Origin of the sequence: Hymenobacter puniceus (assembly GCF_014333525.1) — a bacterium.
In the GTDB taxonomy this organism is placed as follows: domain Bacteria; phylum Bacteroidota; class Bacteroidia; order Cytophagales; family Hymenobacteraceae; genus Hymenobacter.
In genome coordinates this window covers 102,767-122,014 of sequence record NZ_JACSCX010000002.1, presented here as the reverse complement: position 1 = coordinate 122,014, position 19,248 = coordinate 102,767, and the positions used below count along the sequence as shown (strand labels likewise).

The window sequence follows — 19,248 nt, the reverse complement described above, 5'->3', positions numbered from 1 at the left end:
ACTGCCTCCCGGTGCTCACAGGAAATCAGCCATGCCTGCGGAAAGCAGAGCACCACCACTTCCCGAAGTTGGCTTGCAGCATTACTGCCCTGGGATGACGCCCAGCAGATGTAGCAGCCAACCAAACAGATAGAAGGCCGGAATCAGCATAATGTAGGCCCACCACGGCAGATGATTCAGGCGGGCAGCAAAACCTCGTTGCTTGAGTAACATCGCACAAAACCAGCGTTAATGTACTGGCAATGAGAATATACAAAATATCCACTATATATACAGGCCAGGCCATTCCTTATTTTTACGGCTGCTTTGCGGCTTCCGCTACCACCGTGCCCAACAACCTCCAGGTGCGCCAACCGGTACAACTGTGTTCTGCTGCAACTGGTAGTGCCTGCGGGGCTGTAGCTGCTGTTTCACTTGCTACCTTACTGGCGCTTTGTTGCTGCTTTTCTTTTCCTGGTGCTGTTGCTGGCACCCCATTCTATGCTCATGGCTGGTATCGTCACTCTCACGCTGAACCCAACTGTTGATAAAAGCACCACCGCCGACCACATCGTGCCCGACCAGAAGCTGCGCTGCGCGGCGCCTAAGTTTGAGCCCGGCGGCGGCGGCATTAATGTAAGCCGGGCGCTGCGGCGGCTGGGGGCCGATTCGGTGGCCGTATTTCCGGCGGGCGGACCTACCGGACACATGCTGCAGGAATTGCTGACCGCCGAGCACGTGTTGCAACAAGCGGTGGAAACAGGTAGCCGCACCCGCGAGAATTTCATTGTGGTAGATGCCCTCACCAGCCAGCAATACCGCTTTGGCATGCCCGGTACGCCCCTAGCTCCCGAAGAGCAGCAGCAGCTGCGGGCGGCGCTGCAGAACCTGCCCGAAACGCCCGACTATCTGGTGGTAAGCGGGAGTTTGCCGCCCGGTGTGGAGCCAGACTTTGTCGTGCAGATTGTGCGGGATGCCAAGGCGAGGGGCACAAAAGTGATTCTGGATACCTCGGGCCCTGCCCTGCAGCAGGTTATTCAGGAAGGAGTATTCCTCATCAAGCCGAATGTGGGTGAGCTAAGCAAAATGGCAGGCGTAGACGAGCTCGACGACGAGGCAGTAGCTGAAGCAGCCCAAAAGCTGGTGCGCGAAGGCAAGGTAGAAATTGTCGTGGTGTCGCTGGGGCCGCAGGGTGCCTGCGTGGTCACGAAAGAGGCTGTAGACCACGTGCCTGCCCCTTCCGTGAAGCGCCGCAGCACTGTAGGGGCCGGCGACAGCATGGTGGCGGGGCTGGTCTACGGGCTGTCAACCGGCCTTTCGCTGCGCGAAACTGCCCGATTGGGCGTGGCCTGCGGGTCGGCAGCTACCATGAATCCCGGCACTGAGCTGTTCCGCAAGCCCGATGTAGACCGGCTCTACAAGTGGCTGTTGCAACCCTTGGCACAGAGCACCTAATTTCACCGTATCCTCTATGTGGGCGTCATCAGCAACGCCAGCTGCTTTGCCACCTTATGCCCCTGATCGACAAAATTGCCTGGCTGCACCTGCACGACGGCCGCGTACTCAGCACCCGCAGCCAAGGCAAAGACCGATACTACCTGCCCGGCGGCAAGCGCGAGCCGGGCGAAACCGATGCCGACACGCTGCTGCGCGAAATCCGGGAGGAGCTGACGGTACTGCTGGACCCGGCCAGCCTGCAGTTGCGCGGCGTATTTACTGCCCCAGCCCACGGTCACGCCCCCGAGGTGCTGGTGCAGATGACGCTCTACGCCGCCACCTACACCGGCCAGCTGCAGCCCGCCGCTGAAATCGAGGAAGTGGTCTGGCTCACCTACCGCCACCGCCCGCAGGTTTCGGCCGTGGACCAGTTGATCTTCGACTGGCTACACAAGAACGGCGAGCTGGCCGAGTAAACCCCCTCCCTAGCTATAAGTCATCTGCCCTTCGCGGACTATATATGCCGGACTTTTTCAACGCCGTTCCAGCGTGGCTTACACTTGGCGAGACGCGTAATGCCGTCAGCTGACAGCGGTTGCTTACAACTATGCCCATAGCATAGCAAGCCGCAGAGGCTCCCATAATTCATTATATCAGCCGTTCACCGGTATTTCTTTGGCAGAGCAAAATTAAATATTGGGCATACACTTTGAAATACAAAGTTCTTTTATATCCTTTGCACTATTCCCGCTAGCGCCTGATTATCCGGCAACTATCCGCCACCCGGACCCAAATTGCCAGGCAGCGGTTTGCGTTTTCTTTCTGCCACAGTCATTCTTCTGTTTCTCTGAATCCTTCAGTTCCGCATTATGACACTTCTAAAAAGCCTCCTGCTCGTTGCGCTGGTTACCGGACTGCTGCTATTGATTCCGCTGGTGGCCATGCAGTACACCGCCGAAGTAAACTGGACTTTCTCCGACTTTGTGTTTGGGGCCGTGGTGCTGTTTGGGGCGGGCTCCACGTTCGTGCTCATTGCCCGCATGGGCAACAATGGCACTTACCGGCTGGCGGCCGGTATAGGCGTGGTGGCCGGGCTGCTGCTAGTGTGGGCCAACGCGGCCGTAGGCCTGGTGGGCAGCGAAGACCATCCGACCAACCTGCTCTACGGGGCGGTGCTGCTGGTAGCTCTTGGCGGAGCCATTGCGGCCCGTTTCCGGCCCCTGGGCACATCAAACGCCATGTTTGCCGCCGCCCTTACCTACGTGGCGGTTACCGGTATTGCCCTGTTTGTGTGGAAACCGACGGGCGCAGCGGCGGAGCCTGCAGCCTATCAACTGAATGTACTGGTTGCCAACGGGGTTTTTGCCGCTCTGTGGGCCGTTTCGGGTTTGCTGTTCCGCCGCGCCGGTGGCTCCAGTGCCCCCTTGGCCCAGCGGCTGGCCTAAGCAGATGGAGTTTCTACTTGTCACCTCCTCCACCCTACCGAATACCCGCATGAGCATTGCACCTTTCGTACTTGCCGGCCTGCTGCTACTGGGCGTGGGGCTGCTGTTTCTGCTGGTAGCCAGCCGGGGCCGCAGCGGCGCGTATAAGCTGGCCGTCGGAGTAGCGGCAGCCGCTTCCCTGCTGCTGGTATGGGGCAACCTGGCCGTGGGCTTTATCGGCAGCGAAGACAACTCCGTTAACCTGCTCTACGGTGCGGTGCTGGCCGTGGGCTTCATCGGAGCCGTGGTGGCCCGGCTTCGGCCGCTGGGCATGATGAAAGCCATGCTGGCGGCGGCCTTCACCCAGTTTGCTGTGCCGTTCGTGGCGCTGCTTATTAAGCAGCCCGAGCTGAACCTGGGCGTGCTGTGGGTGATTGTACTGAACACGGTCTTTGCCGGGCTATGGGTTGCAGCGGGGCTGCTATTCCGGCGGGCGGCGGGGGCTGGGGTGGGTTTGGGCCGGCAGGTGGGGTAGAAAATTTACACCATAGATTATATAAGCGCCCCGCAGCTTGGATGGCTGTGGGGCGTTTCCGTATGCTTTTTCGGTTGTAAAGCGCCAGCAAAACCACCGTTGGGCACCATATTGTAAACTACTAGGAAGTGTTAACAGTCACGCAACCAGAGGACAGTTGCGGCCAGGTGAATAAAGGCCAAAAAATGCGTGTCCAATTTGTCATAGCGGGTGGCCACGCGGCGAAACTGCTTGAGGCGGCTGAAGAGCCGCTCGATGGGGTGGCGCCGGGCGTAGCGGGCGGGGTCGTAAGCGCGCGGGTGGCGGCGCTTGCGCCGGGGCGGAATCACGGCGCAGATGCCGCGGGCAGCCAAGCCGGCCACGAGCGGGTCGGAATCATAGCCGCGGTCGGCAATGAGGTAAGCTGGGGCGAATCCGTCGAGCAGCAGCAAGGCCTGCGGGGCGTCGTGGCGCTGACCGGCGGTAAGGCTGAGGCGCACGGGCCGGCCGCAGGCATCGGTCACGGCATGCAGTTTGGTCGTCAAGCCGCCGCGGCTGCGCCCGCGGGCTTGCGGCCCGTTTTTTTGCGCACCCCGCTCGCGTGCTGGTGGGCCCGCACCGTGGTCGAGTCCACCAGCAACGTGTGCAGCGCATCGTCTTCTTGCACCGCGGCCAGCACCCGGGCCCACACTCCGGAAGCGGTCCAGCGCTGGAAGCGCGTGTACGTCGTGTGCCAGTTGCCCCACGCCGCCGGCAAGGCCCGCCAACGGCAGCCGTTGCGCAACAGCCAGAGCACCGCTTCCACAAAGCGGCGGTTGTCCTGCCCGCGGCCGCCCTTCGTGCCTTCCCGGTCCGGCAGCAGCGGCGCAATCCGCGCCCACTGCGCATCCGTCAACAAATAGTGCATACCTAAAATATAACCCCTACTGTTAACACATCCTAGGCTGTGTGGACAGTTAGCGCATCCAATCGAGTGCGGCGAGCAGATGGGCCACGGCTAAAAAGGAGGTGGCGGTTTTCTCGTAGCGTGTGGCAAAGCCGCGGGCTTCTTTAAGGCGGCCGAAAAACCGCTCGACTTTGTTGCGGTCGGCGTAGAGGTTTTCGTCGTAGCGGCGCTGGTCGAGCCGGCTGGCTTTGGGGGGGATGACCGCCTCGGCCTCGTGCTGGGCCAGCGTGTCGAGCACGTGGTTGGTGTCGTAGGCTTTGTCGGCCACCACCGCGCCGGGGGGCTCGGGCAAGGCCGCCAGCAGGCCCGGCAGTTGCGGGCTGTCGGCCGCCTCGCCCGGCGTCAACGCCAGGCGCAGGCAGTTGCCCAACGCGTCGACCACTGCGTGCACCTTCGTGCCAAAACCGCCGCGCGAGCGGCCTAAGGCTTCGGCTGCGGGCGTGCTTTTTTTTGCCCGGCCGCGGCTTTGTGCGCCTTCGCCGTAGTCGAGTCGACCAGCACCCAGGCGCAATCCGGCTCTTGCACGGCCTGAAACAGCCTTTCCCATACGCCGGCCCGCGCCCAGCGGCGGAAGCGCCGGGCTACTGTGTTCCACGGCCCAAACCGCTCGGGCAAGTCGCGCCAGGCCACGCCGGTACGCACCCGGTAGAGCACGGCATTGACGAACAAGCGGTTGTCGCGCCCCGTGCCCAGGCGACCGAGCGTGTGCGGCTCCACCAACTTCCATTCGCGTTCCGTTAATTCATGTCGACGCATGAGGCAAAACTACGCCCCTTGCTGTCCACACACTCTAGTAAGAACGCCCTCAGCGACACGCTGCGGCTCGTGGCTCCGCATATCCGAATTGGGTGAGGTAATAGATATACTCCCAACAAGTTCTTCTTTCGAATGTAGCTGCGCGCTACTATTTTAACAGATTTTCTTTCCTAAGTTAATGAGGCATCTACTACTCTCCCTTTCGCTATTTCTAACTCCTTTCATTCCTGCTTTAGCTCAGTCTTATAATAACGAAATATTCCGTCGCATTCAGCGCGTAACTAGCGACTCGCTCGACGCGAGCCTTTGTGCTGAATACATAGCCAATGCGCAACGTGAAATAGCGCTCGGAAGGCTGCATCTGGATTATTCTATCCTATCCAGTACCATTGACAACAATTCTACTTTCCAGGAAATTCTGGCGCGGCAGTACGGCATTACTGCAATTTTTGCCAATGGAGGAGATTTTGTTCCCCACGAAACTGCCTGCTACAACGAGTGCATGACTGCGGCCATTGAGTCCAGGTTTGGCCGGGGCGTTGTTCGGCGTGTAGCCCTGCGCGCCGATAGTCTCAACAGCCTCGGTAAGGGATTTCGTAATGCTCATCCGGCCGGCGTAGTAAAGGCAGAGGATCTTTTTATTCAGCATTTTTCCTATAAATCTGACTTCAGGAAGAATCGTGAGTTGCAGGTAGCTATCAGCTTTGATATAGACAGCCGGGGGCAATTCAGCAACCTACGCCTGCAACGGTGCGCTACAGGCACTGGACCAATGCTTCAGTTTGCACCTCTACCCACCATCCACCGCTACTATACCGAAGTCCGTCGTATCCTGCGTAGTCGTCGCTGGCAAGTTGCTACTCTGGAAGCTCAGCCGGTGACAGCAACCCTTTATGTCCGACTTGAGTACCATCATTTTTTCCCAAATACGCCATTCTGACTAATAATTATCCTATCGAATCATTTATCCAAGCCACAAAGTCAGCAAAAACCCTCTCTCACCCCGTTTGCTAGTTCCCTCGTAGAACCTTCCACTGCAAATTCTCACCCCACGACGAAAGCAAGCCATGAACTTTACTAATTATACCATCAAGGCGCAGGAGGCCGTGCAGAAGGTTACCTGAGTAATCCACCTGCTGAACCTTTTGTCATATCTTCGCAGTAGTACAGCTACTTAACCTTACTGCATCATGGGAGCCACCGATAACAAGCCAACGCCAACAGAACCAACCAAGCTCACCAAAGAGCAGCGGCTGGTCCAGGCCCGCGAATATGCTAAGCAGTTCAAGTTTGATACCCTCTCGCCAGAAGAACTGAAGAAGATTCGCCGCAATGCCTACGCCTACCTTCTCTGAAATACGGCAGCCGGGAGAAGGCTACCCGTTTACGTATCGCAAAGGGCCGACCCAGCAGGGCGGCCCTTTGGTTTGTACGCATTACTACACGTTTCGCACCCGTAAGAACCGGCGGTATGCGGTAGAGGCCGAGCAGTATCAGCACCACGTCTACGTACTGAAATTCTATCCGCTGGCGCTCAAAGGCTCCCCCAACCGCTTTAAGCTGCTGGTAAACGACGGCGACGCTTTTCGCATTCTGAGCACTTGCTTGCGAGTATTTGCCGACATCTGCCGCCGCGACCCGCTAGCTTCGGCTGGCTTTATTGGCGAAGCGCTGGCGGGTGAGGGCCGTGCGTTAACCAAACGGTTTCGGGTGTATTTTCAGTCGGTTGCCACCTTTATTGATTCTGCAGATTTCAATCACCACGTTCTGCCCGCCATTAGCGCCTATTTCCTGGAGAACTGTGCCAATCAGGAGCCCAACCTACTGGGCAAAGTGGAGCAGATGTTTCAGGAGCTGTACATCGTGCCGGAAGCAATGGAGGCCGCCAAGCCAAATCAACCGGATAACAACAGCCTATCCTGAAATTTTGACACAATAGAATCATCGCATAATTCAAATTTCAGCCAAAAAGTCAGCAAAACCATCCTCGCACCCCGTTTGCTAGTCCCCTCGTAGAACCTTCCACTGCGAAGTCTCACCCTACGACGAAAGCAAACCATGAACTTTAATAACTATACCATCAAGGCGCAGGAGGCCGTGCAGAAGGCCACCGAAATTGCCGGCGCCAACCAGCAGCAGGCCATTGAAACCGGCCACCTGCTGAAAGGTCTGTTCCAGAGCGACGAGAACGTGCTGTCGTTTGTAGCCAAGAAGCTGGGGGCCAACCTCAACATCCTCACGCCCCGCCTCGACGCCCTGGTGGCCGCCTACCCCAAGGTGAGCGGGGGCTCGCCCTACCTCGCCAACGAAACCGCCGCCGCTCTGCAGCGCGCCACCGGCTACCTCAAGGAGTTCCAGGACGAGTACGTGTCGGTGGAGCACCTGCTGCTGGGGCTGCTCAGCGGCAAGGACGCCGTGGCTACTCTGATGAAGGATGCCGGCTTCAACGAGAAAGACCTGAAAGCGGCCATTCTGGAGCTGCGCGGGGGCCGCAAGGTCACGTCGCAGTCGGCCGAGGATCAGTACCAGAGCCTCAATCGCTACGCCCGCAACCTCAATGAGCAGGTGCGCACCGGCAAGATGGACCCGGTAATTGGCCGCGACGAGGAAATCCGCCGGGTGCTCCAGATTCTGAGCCGGCGCACCAAGAACAATCCCGTGCTGCTGGGCGAGCCGGGCGTGGGCAAAACCGCCATTGTGGAGGGCCTGGCCCAGCGCATCGTGGCCGGCGACGTGCCCGAAAACCTGCGCGACAAGGTGATTATGAGCCTCGACATGGGCCTGCTCATTGCCGGGGCTAAGTACAAAGGCGAGTTTGAGGAGCGCCTCAAGGCCGTCATCAAGGAAGTGACCGACTCGGATGGGCAGATTATCCTGTTCATTGACGAGATGCACACCCTCATCGGGGCCGGCGCGGGCGGCGAGGGCGCCATGGACGCGGCCAACCTACTCAAGCCAGCGCTGGCCCGCGGCGAGCTGCACGCCATCGGGGCCACCACGCTCAAGGAGTACCAGAAGTACATTGAGAAGGACAAGGCTCTGGAGCGCCGCTTCCAGGCCGTGATGGTGGACGAGCCCACCGTGGAGGACGCCATCAGCATCATGCGCGGCATCAAGGAGAAGTACGAGCTGCACCACGGCGTGCGGATTACCGACGACGCCGTTATTGCCGCCGTGGAGCTGAGCAGCCGCTACATCACCGACCGGTTTCTGCCCGACAAGGCCATTGACCTGATGGACGAGGCCGCCGCCAAGCTGCGCATTGAGCTGAACTCCATGCCCGTGGAGCTCGACGAGGTGCAGCGCCGCATCATGCAGCTGGAAATTGAGCGCGAGGCCATCCGCCGCGAGGAAAACCACGACCGGGAAGCCGTGCTCAACAAGGACATTGCCGACCTCTCGGCCCGCCGCGACGACCTGAAAGCGCAGTGGGAAAACGAGAAATCGGCCCTCACCAGCATCCAGACCGAGAAGGAGAACATTGAGCGCTACAAGCTGGAAGCCGACCAGGCCGAGCGCCAGGGCGACTATGGCCGCGTGGCCGAGCTGCGCTACGGCAAGATTCAGGAAGCCGAAGCCAAGCTAAAGGAGCTGCAAGCCCAGGCCGAAGCCGACAAAGGCAAGGAAGGCGGCTCGATGCTGCAGGAAGTGGTGACCCAGGAGGACATTGCCGACGTGGTGGCCAAGTGGACCGGCATTCCGGTGAGCAAGATGCTGCAGTCGGACCGCGAGAAGCTGCTGAACCTGGAAGCCGAACTGGGCAAGCGCGTGGCCGGCCAATCGGAGGCCATCATGGCCATTTCGGATGCCGTGCGCCGCTCCCGGGCCGGGTTGCAGGACCCCAAGCGGCCCATCGGCTCGTTCATATTCCTCGGCACTACCGGCGTGGGTAAAACCGAGCTGGCCAAGGCCCTGGCCGAGTACCTGTTCAACGATGAAAACGCCATGGTGCGCATCGACATGAGCGAGTTTCAGGAGCGCCACGCCGTGTCGCGCCTGATTGGGGCACCTCCCGGCTACGTGGGCTACGACGAAGGCGGGCAGCTGACCGAGGCCGTGCGCCGCAAGCCCTACTCGGTGGTGCTGCTCGACGAAATCGAGAAGGCTCACCCCGACGTGTTCAACATCCTGCTGCAGGTGCTCGACGACGGCCGCCTCACCGACAACAAAGGCCGGGTGGCGAACTTCAAGAACACCATCATCATCATGACCTCGAACACCGGGGCCGACATCATTCAGCAGAATTTCAAGGAGCTGAACGAGTACAACCACGACGAAGTGGTGGACCGCACCCGCGAGGAAGTGGTAGAGCGCCTCAAGCAGCACATGCGCCCCGAGTTCCTGAACCGCATCGACGAAATCGTGATGTTCCAGCCCCTTAAGCGCAAGGAAATCCGCAAAATCGTGGACATCCAGTTCCGCCAAATTCAGCAGCGCCTGGAAGAAGCCGGCATCCGCCTGGAAGCCACCGACGAGGTGCTCGACCACCTGGGCGAGCAGGGCTTCGACCCCACCTTCGGGGCCCGGCCGCTCAAGCGCGTAATGCAACGCCTGGTGCTCAACGAGCTGTCGAAAGACATTCTTTCGGGCCGCGTGAGCAAGGACGCCGTGGTGGAAGCCGTGCTGGAAGACGGCGGCATCCGCTTCAACAATGTGGAGATGCCCGCCGTGGGGTAACATGTTTGGAGTAAGTGAAAAGCCCCGCTGGCGTTATACCGGCGGGGCTTTTTGTGTGATGAGGCTAGGCCTTAAGATCTTTCTTTTTCAGGCGTCGCCGGATATTCTTCGGAATAGGTTTGCCTTGTTGATAAGCACTCAGGATGGCTTCTTCCTTTGCTTTGCTGAACCGCGCGTTTTTCGCAATAGCAACGGCCGACAGCACTGCACCGAGCCCCAGCGTAATGGGTGCTCCGTCAATGCCTCGGGCAGTAGCTACGGCGCCATAGCCAAGTAAATATCCCCCTGGGAAGGCTAGTATGGTGCTGCCGGTGCGCCGTTTGGCAAATAAGCGTTGTACGGCCTTGGTTGAATCTGCCGGAGTGATTTGGGCAAACGATGAAAAAGCGCTGAGTGCTAATAAGCCAGTGAAAACGCCCGTACGAAGTACATGTGCAATCATGTGGGAAATAGGTAAGTGAAGAATGAATCCTTTAGCAGCACTGCTCTTTGTTTCGATGGCCAAGCCTGCCTGACGCCGCACAAACGGGCGTATACCTGCTCTAAGCTATGCGAAGTGCGCGCTCGGTCGGTTTAGGCATTATTTGGCAGCGCCAGCTGCCTGCCGCTGCAGCTGCTCCCGCTCCATCTGCTGGCGCAGAGCCTCACGCAGGTAAGCGGCTTCTTGAAAATGGCTGGCATTGAGCTGGCTGCGGTACTTGGCCGGAATGGGTTTGCCGGCGGCGTAAGCTTTGTCTACAGCCACCAAATGGGCCTTATTGAATTTGGTGGCGTGCGTGATGAAGCCTACCAGCGTACCCGCTAGCAAGGCTATGCCCAGCGGCGGCGAAATGGCTTCATCGGCTACGGAAGTCTGGCCGTAGCGGTCGGTAGAGGAAATGGGCAGCGCCAGCGTCATACCTGCCATGAAGGGCAGCGTGTATAGCCAGCCGGCATAGCGGCGCTTGCGAAACAAGCTCAGCAGCGCCCCGGTGCTATCGGCTTCGGCAGCTTTGGGGGCGTAGCGGGGCAGATACCAGCCGTTGAATAGCAGCACTGCGCCAGAATCTGAGGCAGCGGCAGCAGACGGTACTGCGGCAACGGGGGCGCTGGCCGCTGGCGTGGCGGCCGAGGTCTGCTGGGCAGACCCTGCCATACTATCGGCCAGCAATAGTATCAGTAAGGCGAGAAAAAAACGCATAGAGGCTTACTTGGCAGGCGTAACAGGAACCGGCGTATACTCAATAATGGGCGTACTGAAGAAGCGTGGCTTGAGCTTGCAGCGCAGGCTGCGAGGTAGCGGCTGCCCGGCTCCGTACGCGGTAAGCTGCGTGGCAAGGTGGCCATTGCTGTAGTGCAGCAACTTGCCCAGACCATAGCCTAAAAACGGCAGCGACGCCAGCAGTACTACGCCGGCCGACGGTGCCTCCTGAGAAACAGTATAGCCCGGGCCACTGGTGATTTCGCGGCCGCCGCTGGTAGCCAGCCGCAGCCCGGCCAGCGCGCCGCCCACCATCCAGCTGGCCCCGCCTGCCTGGCGCTTGCTGTATAGGTTGATAATGGCTTGAGCGGTATCGTTGCGCAAGTACTGATTGCGTAGCTGTTGCTTGAAGGTTTCGGAAGGCAGATTGATGGGGGCCTGAGCTTTCGCCAGGCAGGGCAGCAGCAGTGCGCTGATGCACAATACTCGAAATAACATAAACGCAGCGATGATAAAACAGAATCTAGGCCGCAATATACCATACGGGGCGCACTGAAATCCTATTTTCTTCTACAACTATTATCTTCTTTCGGCTTGCGGCCTCCTGTGCTTTACAACTGCTTGAGCCGCCCGCAAACCGGCGTGGCAAGTGCATTCGTCAGCTACCCACTCATAGCCTTTACATCAAGCAACGGCCGCCAAAACCTGTGCGGCTGCTAGCGTGCCTTGCTGGCGTATGAATCCAGACAGCAAAATTTCTACCTCTACGTATTGCCCGTTTAATAATGCCTTATATATTTACAAAGTATTATTGAATTCATTATAATTTATACCACTTGAGTTTTCCCTACCCCGCCGTCTGACACCTCCATTTCTGGATTCCCCCGCTGCCGGGGATGGAGGTGTTCGACAAAGCTGTTCTGCCTGCTTCATTTCTTGTTCCATTTTCCCAACCACACTTACTAGCCTGCCACCGCCACTACGTTGCCATCAGGCTGTAGCAGCGGTGGCAGGACTGCTTTCTGCTGCAAATTCCCCATATTCAGCTACTCGTGTAGCTTTGCGGCATGGCGTCCTTGTTTCAGACCTACCTTCAACTTGGGTTCTTTCACATTTTCAACCTGCAGGCCTACGACCATCTGGTGTTCCTGCTGGCACTGTGTGCGCCATATGTGCTGGCCGACTGGCGGCGGGTGCTGGCCCTGGTCACGAGCTTCACGCTGGGCCATTCGCTCACGCTAGGCTTGGCCACGCTGCAGGTAGTAGGCTATAGCCCTTCCCTGATTGAAAAACTGATTCCGATAACCATCCTGCTAACCTGCATCGTGAACCTGATGCGCGCCCGCCGCACCGAGCCCCGCCTGGCGCGAGTGAGCCGGCCTGAGCCGGTGGTGCTGGCTTTGCCCAACCTGCTGGCCATGGTATTTGGGCTGGTGCACGGGCTAGGGTTTTCCAGCTACCTGCGCGAGCTGCTGGGCCAGCAGAGCCGCCCGGTGCTGGAGTTGCTGGCCTTCAATGTGGGTGTAGAGCTGGGCCAACTGCTGATTGTGAGTCTGATTCTGCTGCTGGGGCTGCTGCTGCTGCGCGGCTTTGGTGTAGGCCGGCGCGACTGGCTGCTGGTGGTCAGTGGGGCGGCCATGGGCATTGCGGGCGTGCTGCTGGTGGGCTAAATGGTGCATTGGTGGAGTGGCGGGTTATTCATTACCAACCCATCACCTTGCCAACCCACCAATCCACTACCCCATCAATCCGCCACCCCGCCAGCTCACCTTATGCAACACTGTCCGGCCGCTGGCGTCCTTGCCCAATCTGCCATTGCTTTTGCTTAAATTTACCTTCTTCGCTTTCTGCTTTTTTTCCGCGCTTGACTACTATGCTTAAAACTTTCCTGCCGGTGGCGGGCCTCGCCTTGCTGCTGGCCGCACCGGCACTGGCCCAAAACACCAACTCGGGCACCGACAAATTTGCGCAGCTTGAAACCCTGCTGCCCACCCCCAACAGCTACCGCACGGCATCCGGCGCCCCCGGCACCGACTACTGGCAGCAGCGCGCCGACTACAACATCCGGGTAAAGCTCGATGATGAGAAGCAGGCCATTACGGGCTCCGAGGACATCACCTACACCAACCTCTCGCCCGACGTACTGACTTACCTGTGGGTGCAGCTCGACCAGAACATCCTCGACAAAAACTCCATCACGACGGCCACCCAGGTCGGCCAGATTCAGGACCGGATGCCATTCCAGGCAATGGAGTACCTGCAGCGCAGTGAGTTTGAGGGTGGTTTCAAGATTTCGGAGGTGAAGATGAAAGGCGGCAAGGCGCTGCCCTATGTCATCAACCACACCATGATGCGCGTGGACCTGCCCACGCCGCTGCGGCCCAAGCAGGCCGTTACGTTCAGCATTGCGTGGAGCTACAACATCAGCGACCAACTGAAAATCAACCAGCGCAGCGGCTACGAGTATTTCCCCGAGGACAAAAACTACCTCTACGAAATTGCGCAGTTCTACCCGCGCATGGCCGTGTACTCCGATAACCAGGGCTGGCAGCACAAGCAGTTCCTTGGCAACGGCGAGTTTGCCCTGCCCTTCGGCGACTACCGCGTGAGCATCACCGCCCCCGCCGACCACGTGGTGGGCGCCACCGGCGTGCTGCAAAACCCCAACGACGTGCTGACCAGCGCCCAGCGCCAGCGCCTCGAAAAAGCGAAAGGTGCCAAAACACCGGTGCTCATCGTGAGCCAGCAGGAAGCCGAAAAGGCCGAAACCGGCCGCGCCAAAAACACCAAAACTTGGACCTACGCTGCCAAAGACGTGCGCGACTTCGCCTGGGCCAGCTCGCGCAAGTTCATCTGGGATGCCATGGGCATCATGCAGAAGGGCAAGCCGGTGATGTGCATGAGCTACTACCCCAAAGAGGGCAACCCGCTCTGGGGCAAGTACTCGACGGAAGTGGTGGCGCACACCATCAAAACATACTCCAAGTACACCATCGACTACGAATACCCGGTGGCTATTTCGGTACACGGCCCGGTGGGCGGCATGGAGTACCCGATGCTGTGCTTCAACGGTGGCCGCCCTGAGAAGGACGGCACCTACTCAGCGGAGCGGAAATACGGGATGATTTCGGTGATTATCCACGAAGTGGGCCACAACTTCTTCCCGATGATTATCAACTCCGATGAGCGCCAGTGGAGCTGGATGGACGAGGGCCTGAACACGTTCACGCAGTACCTGACGGAACAGGAATGGGAGCGGAACTACCCGTCGCGCCGCGGCGAGCCCAAGAACATTGTGGACTACATGCGCACCGGCAAAAACCTGCAGACGCCCATCATGACCAACTCGGAGTCGGTGCTGCAGTTTGGGCCGAACGCCTACGCCAAGCCCGCTACCGGCCTCAACATCCTGCGCGAGACGATTCTGGGCCGCGAGCTGTTCGACTACGCTTTCAAGGAATACGCGCGCCGCTGGGCCTACAAGCACCCCACGCCCGCCGACTTCTTCCGGACCATGGAAGACGCCTCCGGCACCGACCTCGACTGGTTCTGGCGTGGCTGGTTCTACACCACCGAAGCGTCCGACCTAGCTATTACGGGCGTGAAGTGGTACTCGGTAGACTCCAAGAATCCCGAAATCGAAAACGCCCGCAAGCGGGAGCTGATCAACCAGGCGCCGCAGACATTGTCTCAGCAGCGCAACCTGCAGGACATCAAGCGCACCCTCGTGGATGAGAAGCCGGAGCTGAAGGACTTCTATAACACCTACGACCCGCTGGCCACTACCGACGCCGACAAGCAGCGCTACCAGCAAATGGTGAAAGGCCTCACACCCGAGCAGCAGCAGCGCCTAAACGCTGGCCTGAACTTCTACGAGGTGAGTTTGAAAAACGTAGGCGGCCTCACGATGCCCGTAATTGTGCAGATGACCTACCAGGATGGCAAGCAGGAGAAAATGACGATTCCGGCCGAAATCTGGCGCAAAAACAACGCCGAGGTAACCAAGGTATTCATCACCGAAAAGCCGGTAGTGAGCTTCGTGCTGGACCCTAACCTGGAAACCGCCGACATCGACCTGAGCAACAACGCCTGGCCTCAGAAAGCAACTCCTTCTCGCTTCGAGCTGTTTGAGCAGCAGCAGCGCACCCAGCCCAACCCGATGCAGCAGCAGACTTCCATGCAGAAGATGGAGCAGAAGCCAGCTGGCAGCAGCACGGGCGGCGGCACCAACTAACTGTCATCTGAACAAAGGAGGAATCTGAGCGAAACCCGTTGGGCGACCTTACCCAGATTCCTCCTTCATCAGAACGACAGTCGCAAGCAGAAAAACAGCAAAGAGCCGGGCGGAGACGTTCGGCTCTTTGCTGTTTTGCCTACCTTGACCTGCTTTCCAGTTACTGCCCTATGCATCCTGCCTCCATTCCATTTCAGGTAACCGACTGGCAGCATATAGCCGCTACAAAGCACCCCGGTGAAACGGGCGTGGCGTATTGGCGCACGCTGCAGTTAGGCAATTTGCGCGTACGCATGGTAGAGTATTCGCCACATTACAAGGCCGACCATTGGTGTCAGAAAGGACACTTGCTGTTTGTACTGGAAGGCGAGCTGACCACAGAGCTGGCCGACGGCAGCCTGTTTCCCATGCGTCCGGGCATCTCGTATGAAGTATCCGATGAGTTAAGCTCACACCGCTCTTTCACAGAACACGGCGCAAAGCTGCTAATCGTAGATGGCACATTTCTGGCCGCTGCGGCTGGCGAATGATATTATTACTTTGGGCTACTGACTGGATCTTATCTTCTGCTATTTCTTCACCTCAAACACCATTTTCATGGGACTTCTCGACGGCCTGCTGGGCAATGCTTCCGAAACCGATGCACAGGACATTCAACTGGAGCTGAGCCAGCTGCTTTCCCCCGGCGAAACCGTGCGCAACGCCTACGCCGTCATTCGCGACCTGATGGTGTTCACCACCAAGCGTCTTATTCTGGTGGACAAGCAGGGCGTGACGGGCAAAAAGCGGGAGTACCTGAGCCTCCCCTACCGCAGCATCGAGCGGTTCTCGATGGAAACCACCGGCCACTTCGACCTCGACGCCGAGCTGAAAATCTGGGTGCGCGGCCAGACCGAGCCCATCAGCAAAACCTTCCGCGGCGACAAAAACGTGTTCGACGTGTATCGCGCCCTCGGGGAATTTGCCGTCTAAGCGGGCGAGTGGGGAGCAAACTATCATCCTGAGCTTGCGAAGGACCTTATTCCGCGCAAACGACTGACGTACCGACGCGCCGTTCTGCCGTAATAAGGTCCTTTGCAAGCTCAGGATGACAATTCTCTAACGCTCCTTTATGCCCCGCTTCCCCTCCGCTCACACGCTCACGCAGGCCCGGCAGCACCCGCTGATTCCGGTTTTCTACCATGCATCAGAAGACTACGCCCGCCGAGTGCTGGCGGCCTGCCACGCGGCCGGCGTGCGGCTGTTCGAGTTCACCAACCGCGGCCCCCAGGCCCCTGATATCTTCGCGCGACTGCAGCGCTTCGTGGAGGCCGATTTCCCGGATCTGCTGCTGGGCGCGGGCACCATTTTCACGCCCGAGGAAGCCGGCCGTTTCATCGAGGCCGGCGCCGACTTCATCATCCAGCCTGTTACTACCCCCGATGTGGCCGCCATCTGCCGCAGCCACGACTTGGCGTGGCTGCCCGGCGCCCAAACGCTGAACGAGGTGTACGAAGCCCACCGCCTCGGCGCTACGCTGGTGAAGCTTTTTCCATCGGCCTACCTCACGCCTGCTTACCTCAGCATTCTGCGCGGGCCGCTGCCCACGGTACCCCTGATGGTGACGGGCGGCATCCAGCCTACCGTAGAGAGCCTGCAAGAGTGGAAAGCCGCCGGGGCTACTTGCGTTGGCCTTGATGCGCGCCTGCTGGACACTGACGAACCCGCACGCCTGACGGCCCAGGTTAGAGAGCTGCTGGCCGTACTGCAGCCACAAGCCTAGTTTATCTCACTACTCGCCCTTTATACCAAACGGAGCCTGCTTTCAGGATAGTAGATTCTACTTTCCTGAAAGCAGGCTCCGTTTTGCAGTGACGAAGGTTGCTTCTACCCGCCTACTACCGGTGCAACAGGCGCTGGCACAGGCGGATTATATTCGGAAGTGGAAGCGTTGTGGGTAGCGGTATTACGGCCCTTGTCTTCCTTGAAATCGTTGCGCTTGTAGGGCCGGATAATCAGGCGCAGGGCCTTGTCGGAACTGAAATAGCTGATGGCCCAGCCTACCAGCGTTACCACCTTATTGCGGAAGCCTACCAGCGTCATCAGGTGCACAAACAGCCAGGTGAGCCAGCCGAAAAAGCCGCCGAAATGCTTGTTGCCGGGCAGGTCCACAACGGCCCGGTTGCGGCCCACAATGGCCATGCTGCCTTTGTTGGTGTACTTAAACGGCTTGAGTGCTTCACCGCGTAGCAGCCGTTTGAAATTATCGGCCAGCTGCTCGGCCTGCTGAATGGCTACTGGCGCCAGCATCGGGTAGCCGCGGGGCATTTCATCGGTAACCATGTTGGCTACATCCCCGATGGCATACACATTTTGGAAGCCCGCCACGCGGTTCACGGTGTCCACGTTCACGCGCTTATTGCGGGCCACGGCGGCTTCGGGCAGGCCTTCCACGGCGGCACCGTTCACGCCCGCGGCCCAAATCAGGTTTTCAGTGCGGATAAACTCGGTGTCGGAGTAATACAGCTTGCCTTCCTCGAAGCGCTTGGCCGACGTATTGAGCCGGATGTGAATGCCCATTTCCTCTAGGTAGCGCTTCGACTGCTCCTGCGACTCTTTGCTCATCGGGCCCAACACTTCCGCCCCGGCCTCTATCAGGTAGATTTCCATCTGCTTGAGGTCTAGCTCGGGGTAGTCTTTGGGCAATACGTCTTTGCGCATTTCAGCCAGCGAGCCGCAGATTTCGACGCCGGTAGGGCCGCCACCAACCACCACCACATTCATCAGGGCCTGACGTTGGGCGGGGTTTTCGCTGAGAATGGCCTTTTCAAAGTTCTGGAACAGGTAGCTGCGCAGGTTCAGGGCGTTGGGTACACTCTTGATTTGCATGGCATTCTGCTCGATGCTGGTCAGGCCGAAAAAGTTGGTGACCGAGCCCGTGGCAATAACCAGATGATCGTAGCGAATGTCGCCGATATTGGTAACGACGGTGTTGGCGGCAGAATCTACGCGCTGCACATCGGCCAGGCGGTAAAACAGGTTGGCCTGGCCCGCAAAAATCTTCCGGATCGGGTAGGCAATGCTGTCGGCTTCGAGCGCACCAGTGGCTACCTGGTAGAGCAGCGGCTGAAAGTTGTGGTAGTTGTTGCGGTCAACGATAACCACCTGAACAGGGGCATCGGCTAAGTCTTTAGCGAGCCGCAGGCCGGCAAAGCCACACCCGATGATGACAATGCGGGGTTGGGAGGTGAGCGGTAAGTTGGTATCCATAGCAGGTAGTTCGAAGGTCAAACACCTGCTTTACTGAATATGCGGGCGGATTGTTGGATGAGGGAAGTATAGTCTTCAGCCAAAGGTCCTTCACCGGACGTTCATTCAGCGACGCAGCTTAATAATCTACGCCTTCCTTCTTCTTGAATTCGCCGTCTTTCACTTGCTTGATCAGCTGCAGCCAGCTGAATGGGTTCAGCAACGGGTTGTTGGTGTAGGGTGAGGGGCCCATGCCCATACGGCGCTGCTGGTCCATCTGCTGCATCTGCATGGTCTGGCGGTAGTTGCCCATGCTCGTGACCGGTGCGTTATTGAAAATGCGGCGCAGAATGTCCTGGTTGAGGTTTTCGGCGGCGCTGGAGCCCCGTTCCTTGGGCAGGCGCAACGCCAGGAACGCTTCCTTGAACGCCTTTTCGGTGGCATAGGGAAACACGCGCACTTCGGGCAGCACCGTCACGTCTTCGCGCAGCTGCACAATCACGGAGTAGCTTTGGCGCGGGTAGTCGGGCGGAATCACTACGTACTGGTTGCGGTAGCCCAGGCTGCGGATGATGATACTGTCGCCAGCCAGCACGGGCAGCGAGAAGTAGCCGTAGGCGTTGGTGGCAGTGCCGCGGCCGGCTTTGGGTACAAACACAGTAGCGCCGGGCACACCCAGCAGCGAGTCGCCGGTGGCCACAATGCCCGTGAACTGCACCACGCGCTGCTGGCCCTGAGCCCGGGCGGCCGTGGGCAACAGCCAGCAGGCCAGCACTACCAGCACGCAAGCGGCCAGCCAGGAAGAAAATCGAACTACTACAGACATACAGGGTATTACAGACTACAAGTATACGGCACTTTTGGGGGCCACTG

At 58.9% G+C, this 19,248-nt stretch carries 19 protein-coding genes and 2 pseudogenes; 13 read left to right on the top strand and 8 right to left on the bottom strand.

Annotated elements, in window-relative coordinates; all coding sequences use genetic code 11:
* Nucleotides 1-81 precede the first annotated feature (81 nt).
* Nucleotides 82-213: a hypothetical protein gene (locus tag H8B14_RS21025; RefSeq protein WP_261989915.1), complete on the bottom strand. Its 132-nt coding sequence runs from the start codon at nucleotides 211-213 to the stop codon at nucleotides 82-84.
* Between the two features lie 273 nt (nucleotides 214-486).
* On the opposite strand from H8B14_RS21025, the gene H8B14_RS05570 reads away from it, so the two are divergent.
* The 4 genes from H8B14_RS05570 to H8B14_RS05555 all read left to right on the top strand — a co-directional run bounded on the left by H8B14_RS05570 (nucleotide 487) and on the right by H8B14_RS05555 (nucleotide 3,375).
* Nucleotides 487-1,434, top strand: a complete 948-nt coding sequence (locus tag H8B14_RS05570) for a 1-phosphofructokinase family hexose kinase (RefSeq protein WP_187314639.1) — start codon at nucleotides 487-489, stop codon at nucleotides 1,432-1,434.
* A gap of 56 nt (nucleotides 1,435-1,490) precedes the next feature.
* Nucleotides 1,491-1,892, top strand: coding sequence for an NUDIX hydrolase (locus H8B14_RS05565; RefSeq protein ID WP_187314638.1), 402 nt, complete (start codon nucleotides 1,491-1,493; stop codon nucleotides 1,890-1,892).
* A 393-nt stretch (nucleotides 1,893-2,285) separates the two neighbouring features.
* Entirely contained in the window at nucleotides 2,286-2,861 is a 576-nt protein-coding gene (locus H8B14_RS05560) for a hypothetical protein (RefSeq protein WP_187314637.1), read from the top strand.
* A 49-nt stretch (nucleotides 2,862-2,910) separates the two neighbouring features.
* Nucleotides 2,911-3,375 (top strand): hypothetical protein, encoded by a 465-nt coding sequence (locus H8B14_RS05555; RefSeq protein WP_187314636.1) that lies wholly within the window; start codon nucleotides 2,911-2,913, stop codon nucleotides 3,373-3,375.
* Nucleotides 3,376-3,506: 131 nt separating this feature from the next.
* Here the strand turns inward: H8B14_RS05555 and H8B14_RS05550 are convergent.
* Nucleotides 3,507-4,261: pseudogene (locus H8B14_RS05550) on the bottom strand (IS5 family transposase).
* A 49-nt stretch (nucleotides 4,262-4,310) separates the two neighbouring features.
* Nucleotides 4,311-5,042 (bottom strand): annotated as a pseudogene (locus tag H8B14_RS05545) (IS5 family transposase); the annotation flags it as partial.
* A gap of 192 nt (nucleotides 5,043-5,234) precedes the next feature.
* On the opposite strand from H8B14_RS05545, the gene H8B14_RS05540 reads away from it, so the two are divergent.
* From H8B14_RS05540 to clpB, 4 genes are all read left to right on the top strand, one after another.
* Nucleotides 5,235-5,996 (top strand): hypothetical protein, encoded by a 762-nt coding sequence (locus H8B14_RS05540; RefSeq protein WP_187314634.1) that lies wholly within the window; start codon nucleotides 5,235-5,237, stop codon nucleotides 5,994-5,996.
* Between the two features lie 250 nt (nucleotides 5,997-6,246).
* A complete protein-coding gene (locus H8B14_RS05535; RefSeq protein ID WP_187314633.1) occupies nucleotides 6,247-6,411 on the top strand; it encodes a hypothetical protein in 165 nt (54 codons plus the stop codon).
* Nucleotides 6,389-6,979, top strand: coding sequence for a hypothetical protein (locus H8B14_RS05530; protein ID WP_187314632.1), 591 nt, complete (start codon nucleotides 6,389-6,391; stop codon nucleotides 6,977-6,979). Before H8B14_RS05535 ends, H8B14_RS05530 begins: the two co-directional genes overlap by 23 nt.
* A 135-nt stretch (nucleotides 6,980-7,114) precedes the next feature.
* Entirely contained in the window at nucleotides 7,115-9,733 is a 2,619-nt protein-coding gene (clpB, locus tag H8B14_RS05525; RefSeq protein WP_187314631.1) for an ATP-dependent chaperone ClpB, read from the top strand.
* A 64-nt stretch (nucleotides 9,734-9,797) separates the two neighbouring features.
* Here clpB and H8B14_RS05520 read toward each other — a convergent pair whose 3' ends face one another.
* The 3 genes from H8B14_RS05520 to H8B14_RS05510 form a co-directional block, all read right to left on the bottom strand.
* Nucleotides 9,798-10,238, bottom strand: coding sequence for a hypothetical protein (locus H8B14_RS05520; RefSeq protein ID WP_187314630.1), 441 nt, complete (start codon nucleotides 10,236-10,238; stop codon nucleotides 9,798-9,800).
* Between the two features lie 75 nt (nucleotides 10,239-10,313).
* Entirely contained in the window at nucleotides 10,314-10,868 is a 555-nt protein-coding gene (locus H8B14_RS05515; RefSeq protein ID WP_187314629.1) for a hypothetical protein, read from the bottom strand.
* A gap of 51 nt (nucleotides 10,869-10,919) precedes the next feature.
* Nucleotides 10,920-11,411 carry a hypothetical protein gene (locus tag H8B14_RS05510; protein ID WP_187314628.1) on the bottom strand — a complete coding sequence of 164 codons (492 nt, stop codon included), beginning with the start codon at nucleotides 11,409-11,411 and terminating at the stop codon, nucleotides 10,920-10,922.
* Between the two features lie 569 nt (nucleotides 11,412-11,980).
* Here H8B14_RS05510 and H8B14_RS05505 point away from each other — a divergent pair.
* From H8B14_RS05505 to H8B14_RS05485, 5 genes are all read left to right on the top strand, one after another.
* Nucleotides 11,981-12,583, top strand: coding sequence for a HupE/UreJ family protein (locus H8B14_RS05505; RefSeq protein WP_187314627.1), 603 nt, complete (start codon nucleotides 11,981-11,983; stop codon nucleotides 12,581-12,583).
* 203 nt (nucleotides 12,584-12,786) lie between these two features.
* Nucleotides 12,787-15,147: a M1 family metallopeptidase gene (locus H8B14_RS05500; protein ID WP_187314626.1), complete on the top strand. Its 2,361-nt coding sequence runs from the start codon at nucleotides 12,787-12,789 to the stop codon at nucleotides 15,145-15,147.
* Nucleotides 15,148-15,317: 170 nt separating this feature from the next.
* Entirely contained in the window at nucleotides 15,318-15,677 is a 360-nt protein-coding gene (locus H8B14_RS05495; RefSeq protein ID WP_187314625.1) for a DHCW motif cupin fold protein, read from the top strand.
* Between the two features lie 67 nt (nucleotides 15,678-15,744).
* Entirely contained in the window at nucleotides 15,745-16,119 is a 375-nt protein-coding gene (locus tag H8B14_RS05490; protein ID WP_187314624.1) for a PH domain-containing protein, read from the top strand.
* Nucleotides 16,120-16,258: 139 nt separating this feature from the next.
* Nucleotides 16,259-16,909, top strand: coding sequence for a beta/alpha barrel domain-containing protein (locus tag H8B14_RS05485; RefSeq protein ID WP_187314623.1), 651 nt, complete (start codon nucleotides 16,259-16,261; stop codon nucleotides 16,907-16,909).
* 104 nt (nucleotides 16,910-17,013) lie between these two features.
* On the opposite strand, the gene H8B14_RS05480 is transcribed toward H8B14_RS05485, so the two are convergent.
* Nucleotides 17,014-18,396, bottom strand: a complete 1,383-nt coding sequence (locus H8B14_RS05480) for an NAD(P)/FAD-dependent oxidoreductase (protein ID WP_187314622.1) — start codon at nucleotides 18,394-18,396, stop codon at nucleotides 17,014-17,016.
* 118 nt (nucleotides 18,397-18,514) lie between these two features.
* Nucleotides 18,515-19,201, bottom strand: a complete 687-nt coding sequence (locus tag H8B14_RS05475) for a carboxypeptidase-like regulatory domain-containing protein (protein WP_187314621.1) — start codon at nucleotides 19,199-19,201, stop codon at nucleotides 18,515-18,517.
* Nucleotides 19,202-19,248: the final 47 nt, after the last annotated feature.

Bases quoted from the DNA above. Each gene is read 5' to 3' on its own strand.
- H8B14_RS05540 (WP_187314634.1), top strand. From the start codon at position 5,235: ATGAGGCATCTACTACTCTCCCTTTCGCTATTTCTAACTCCTTTCATT.
- H8B14_RS05560 (WP_187314637.1), top strand. From the start codon at position 2,286: ATGACACTTCTAAAAAGCCTCCTGCTCGTTGCGCTGGTTACCGGACTG.
- H8B14_RS05565 (WP_187314638.1), top strand. From the start codon at position 1,491: ATGCCCCTGATCGACAAAATTGCCTGGCTGCACCTGCACGACGGCCGC.
- H8B14_RS05485 (WP_187314623.1), top strand. From the start codon at position 16,259: ATGCCCCGCTTCCCCTCCGCTCACACGCTCACGCAGGCCCGGCAGCAC.
- H8B14_RS05490 (WP_187314624.1), top strand. From the start codon at position 15,745: ATGGGACTTCTCGACGGCCTGCTGGGCAATGCTTCCGAAACCGATGCA.
- H8B14_RS05515 (WP_187314629.1), bottom strand. From the start codon at position 10,868: ATGGCAGGGTCTGCCCAGCAGACCTCGGCCGCCACGCCAGCGGCCAGC.
- H8B14_RS05570 (WP_187314639.1), top strand. From the start codon at position 487: ATGGCTGGTATCGTCACTCTCACGCTGAACCCAACTGTTGATAAAAGC.
- H8B14_RS05480 (WP_187314622.1), bottom strand. From the start codon at position 18,396: ATGGATACCAACTTACCGCTCACCTCCCAACCCCGCATTGTCATCATC.
- H8B14_RS05510 (WP_187314628.1), bottom strand. From the start codon at position 11,411: ATGTTATTTCGAGTATTGTGCATCAGCGCACTGCTGCTGCCCTGCCTG.
- clpB (WP_187314631.1), top strand. From the start codon at position 7,115: ATGAACTTTAATAACTATACCATCAAGGCGCAGGAGGCCGTGCAGAAG.
- H8B14_RS05535 (WP_187314633.1), top strand. From the start codon at position 6,247: ATGGGAGCCACCGATAACAAGCCAACGCCAACAGAACCAACCAAGCTC.
- H8B14_RS21025 (WP_261989915.1), bottom strand. From the start codon at position 213: ATGTTACTCAAGCAACGAGGTTTTGCTGCCCGCCTGAATCATCTGCCG.
- H8B14_RS05500 (WP_187314626.1), top strand. From the start codon at position 12,787: ATGCTTAAAACTTTCCTGCCGGTGGCGGGCCTCGCCTTGCTGCTGGCC.
- H8B14_RS05475 (WP_187314621.1), bottom strand. From the start codon at position 19,201: ATGTCTGTAGTAGTTCGATTTTCTTCCTGGCTGGCCGCTTGCGTGCTG.
- H8B14_RS05555 (WP_187314636.1), top strand. From the start codon at position 2,911: ATGAGCATTGCACCTTTCGTACTTGCCGGCCTGCTGCTACTGGGCGTG.
- H8B14_RS05505 (WP_187314627.1), top strand. From the start codon at position 11,981: ATGGCGTCCTTGTTTCAGACCTACCTTCAACTTGGGTTCTTTCACATT.
- H8B14_RS05495 (WP_187314625.1), top strand. From the start codon at position 15,318: ATGCATCCTGCCTCCATTCCATTTCAGGTAACCGACTGGCAGCATATA.
- H8B14_RS05530 (WP_187314632.1), top strand. From the start codon at position 6,389: ATGCCTACGCCTACCTTCTCTGAAATACGGCAGCCGGGAGAAGGCTAC.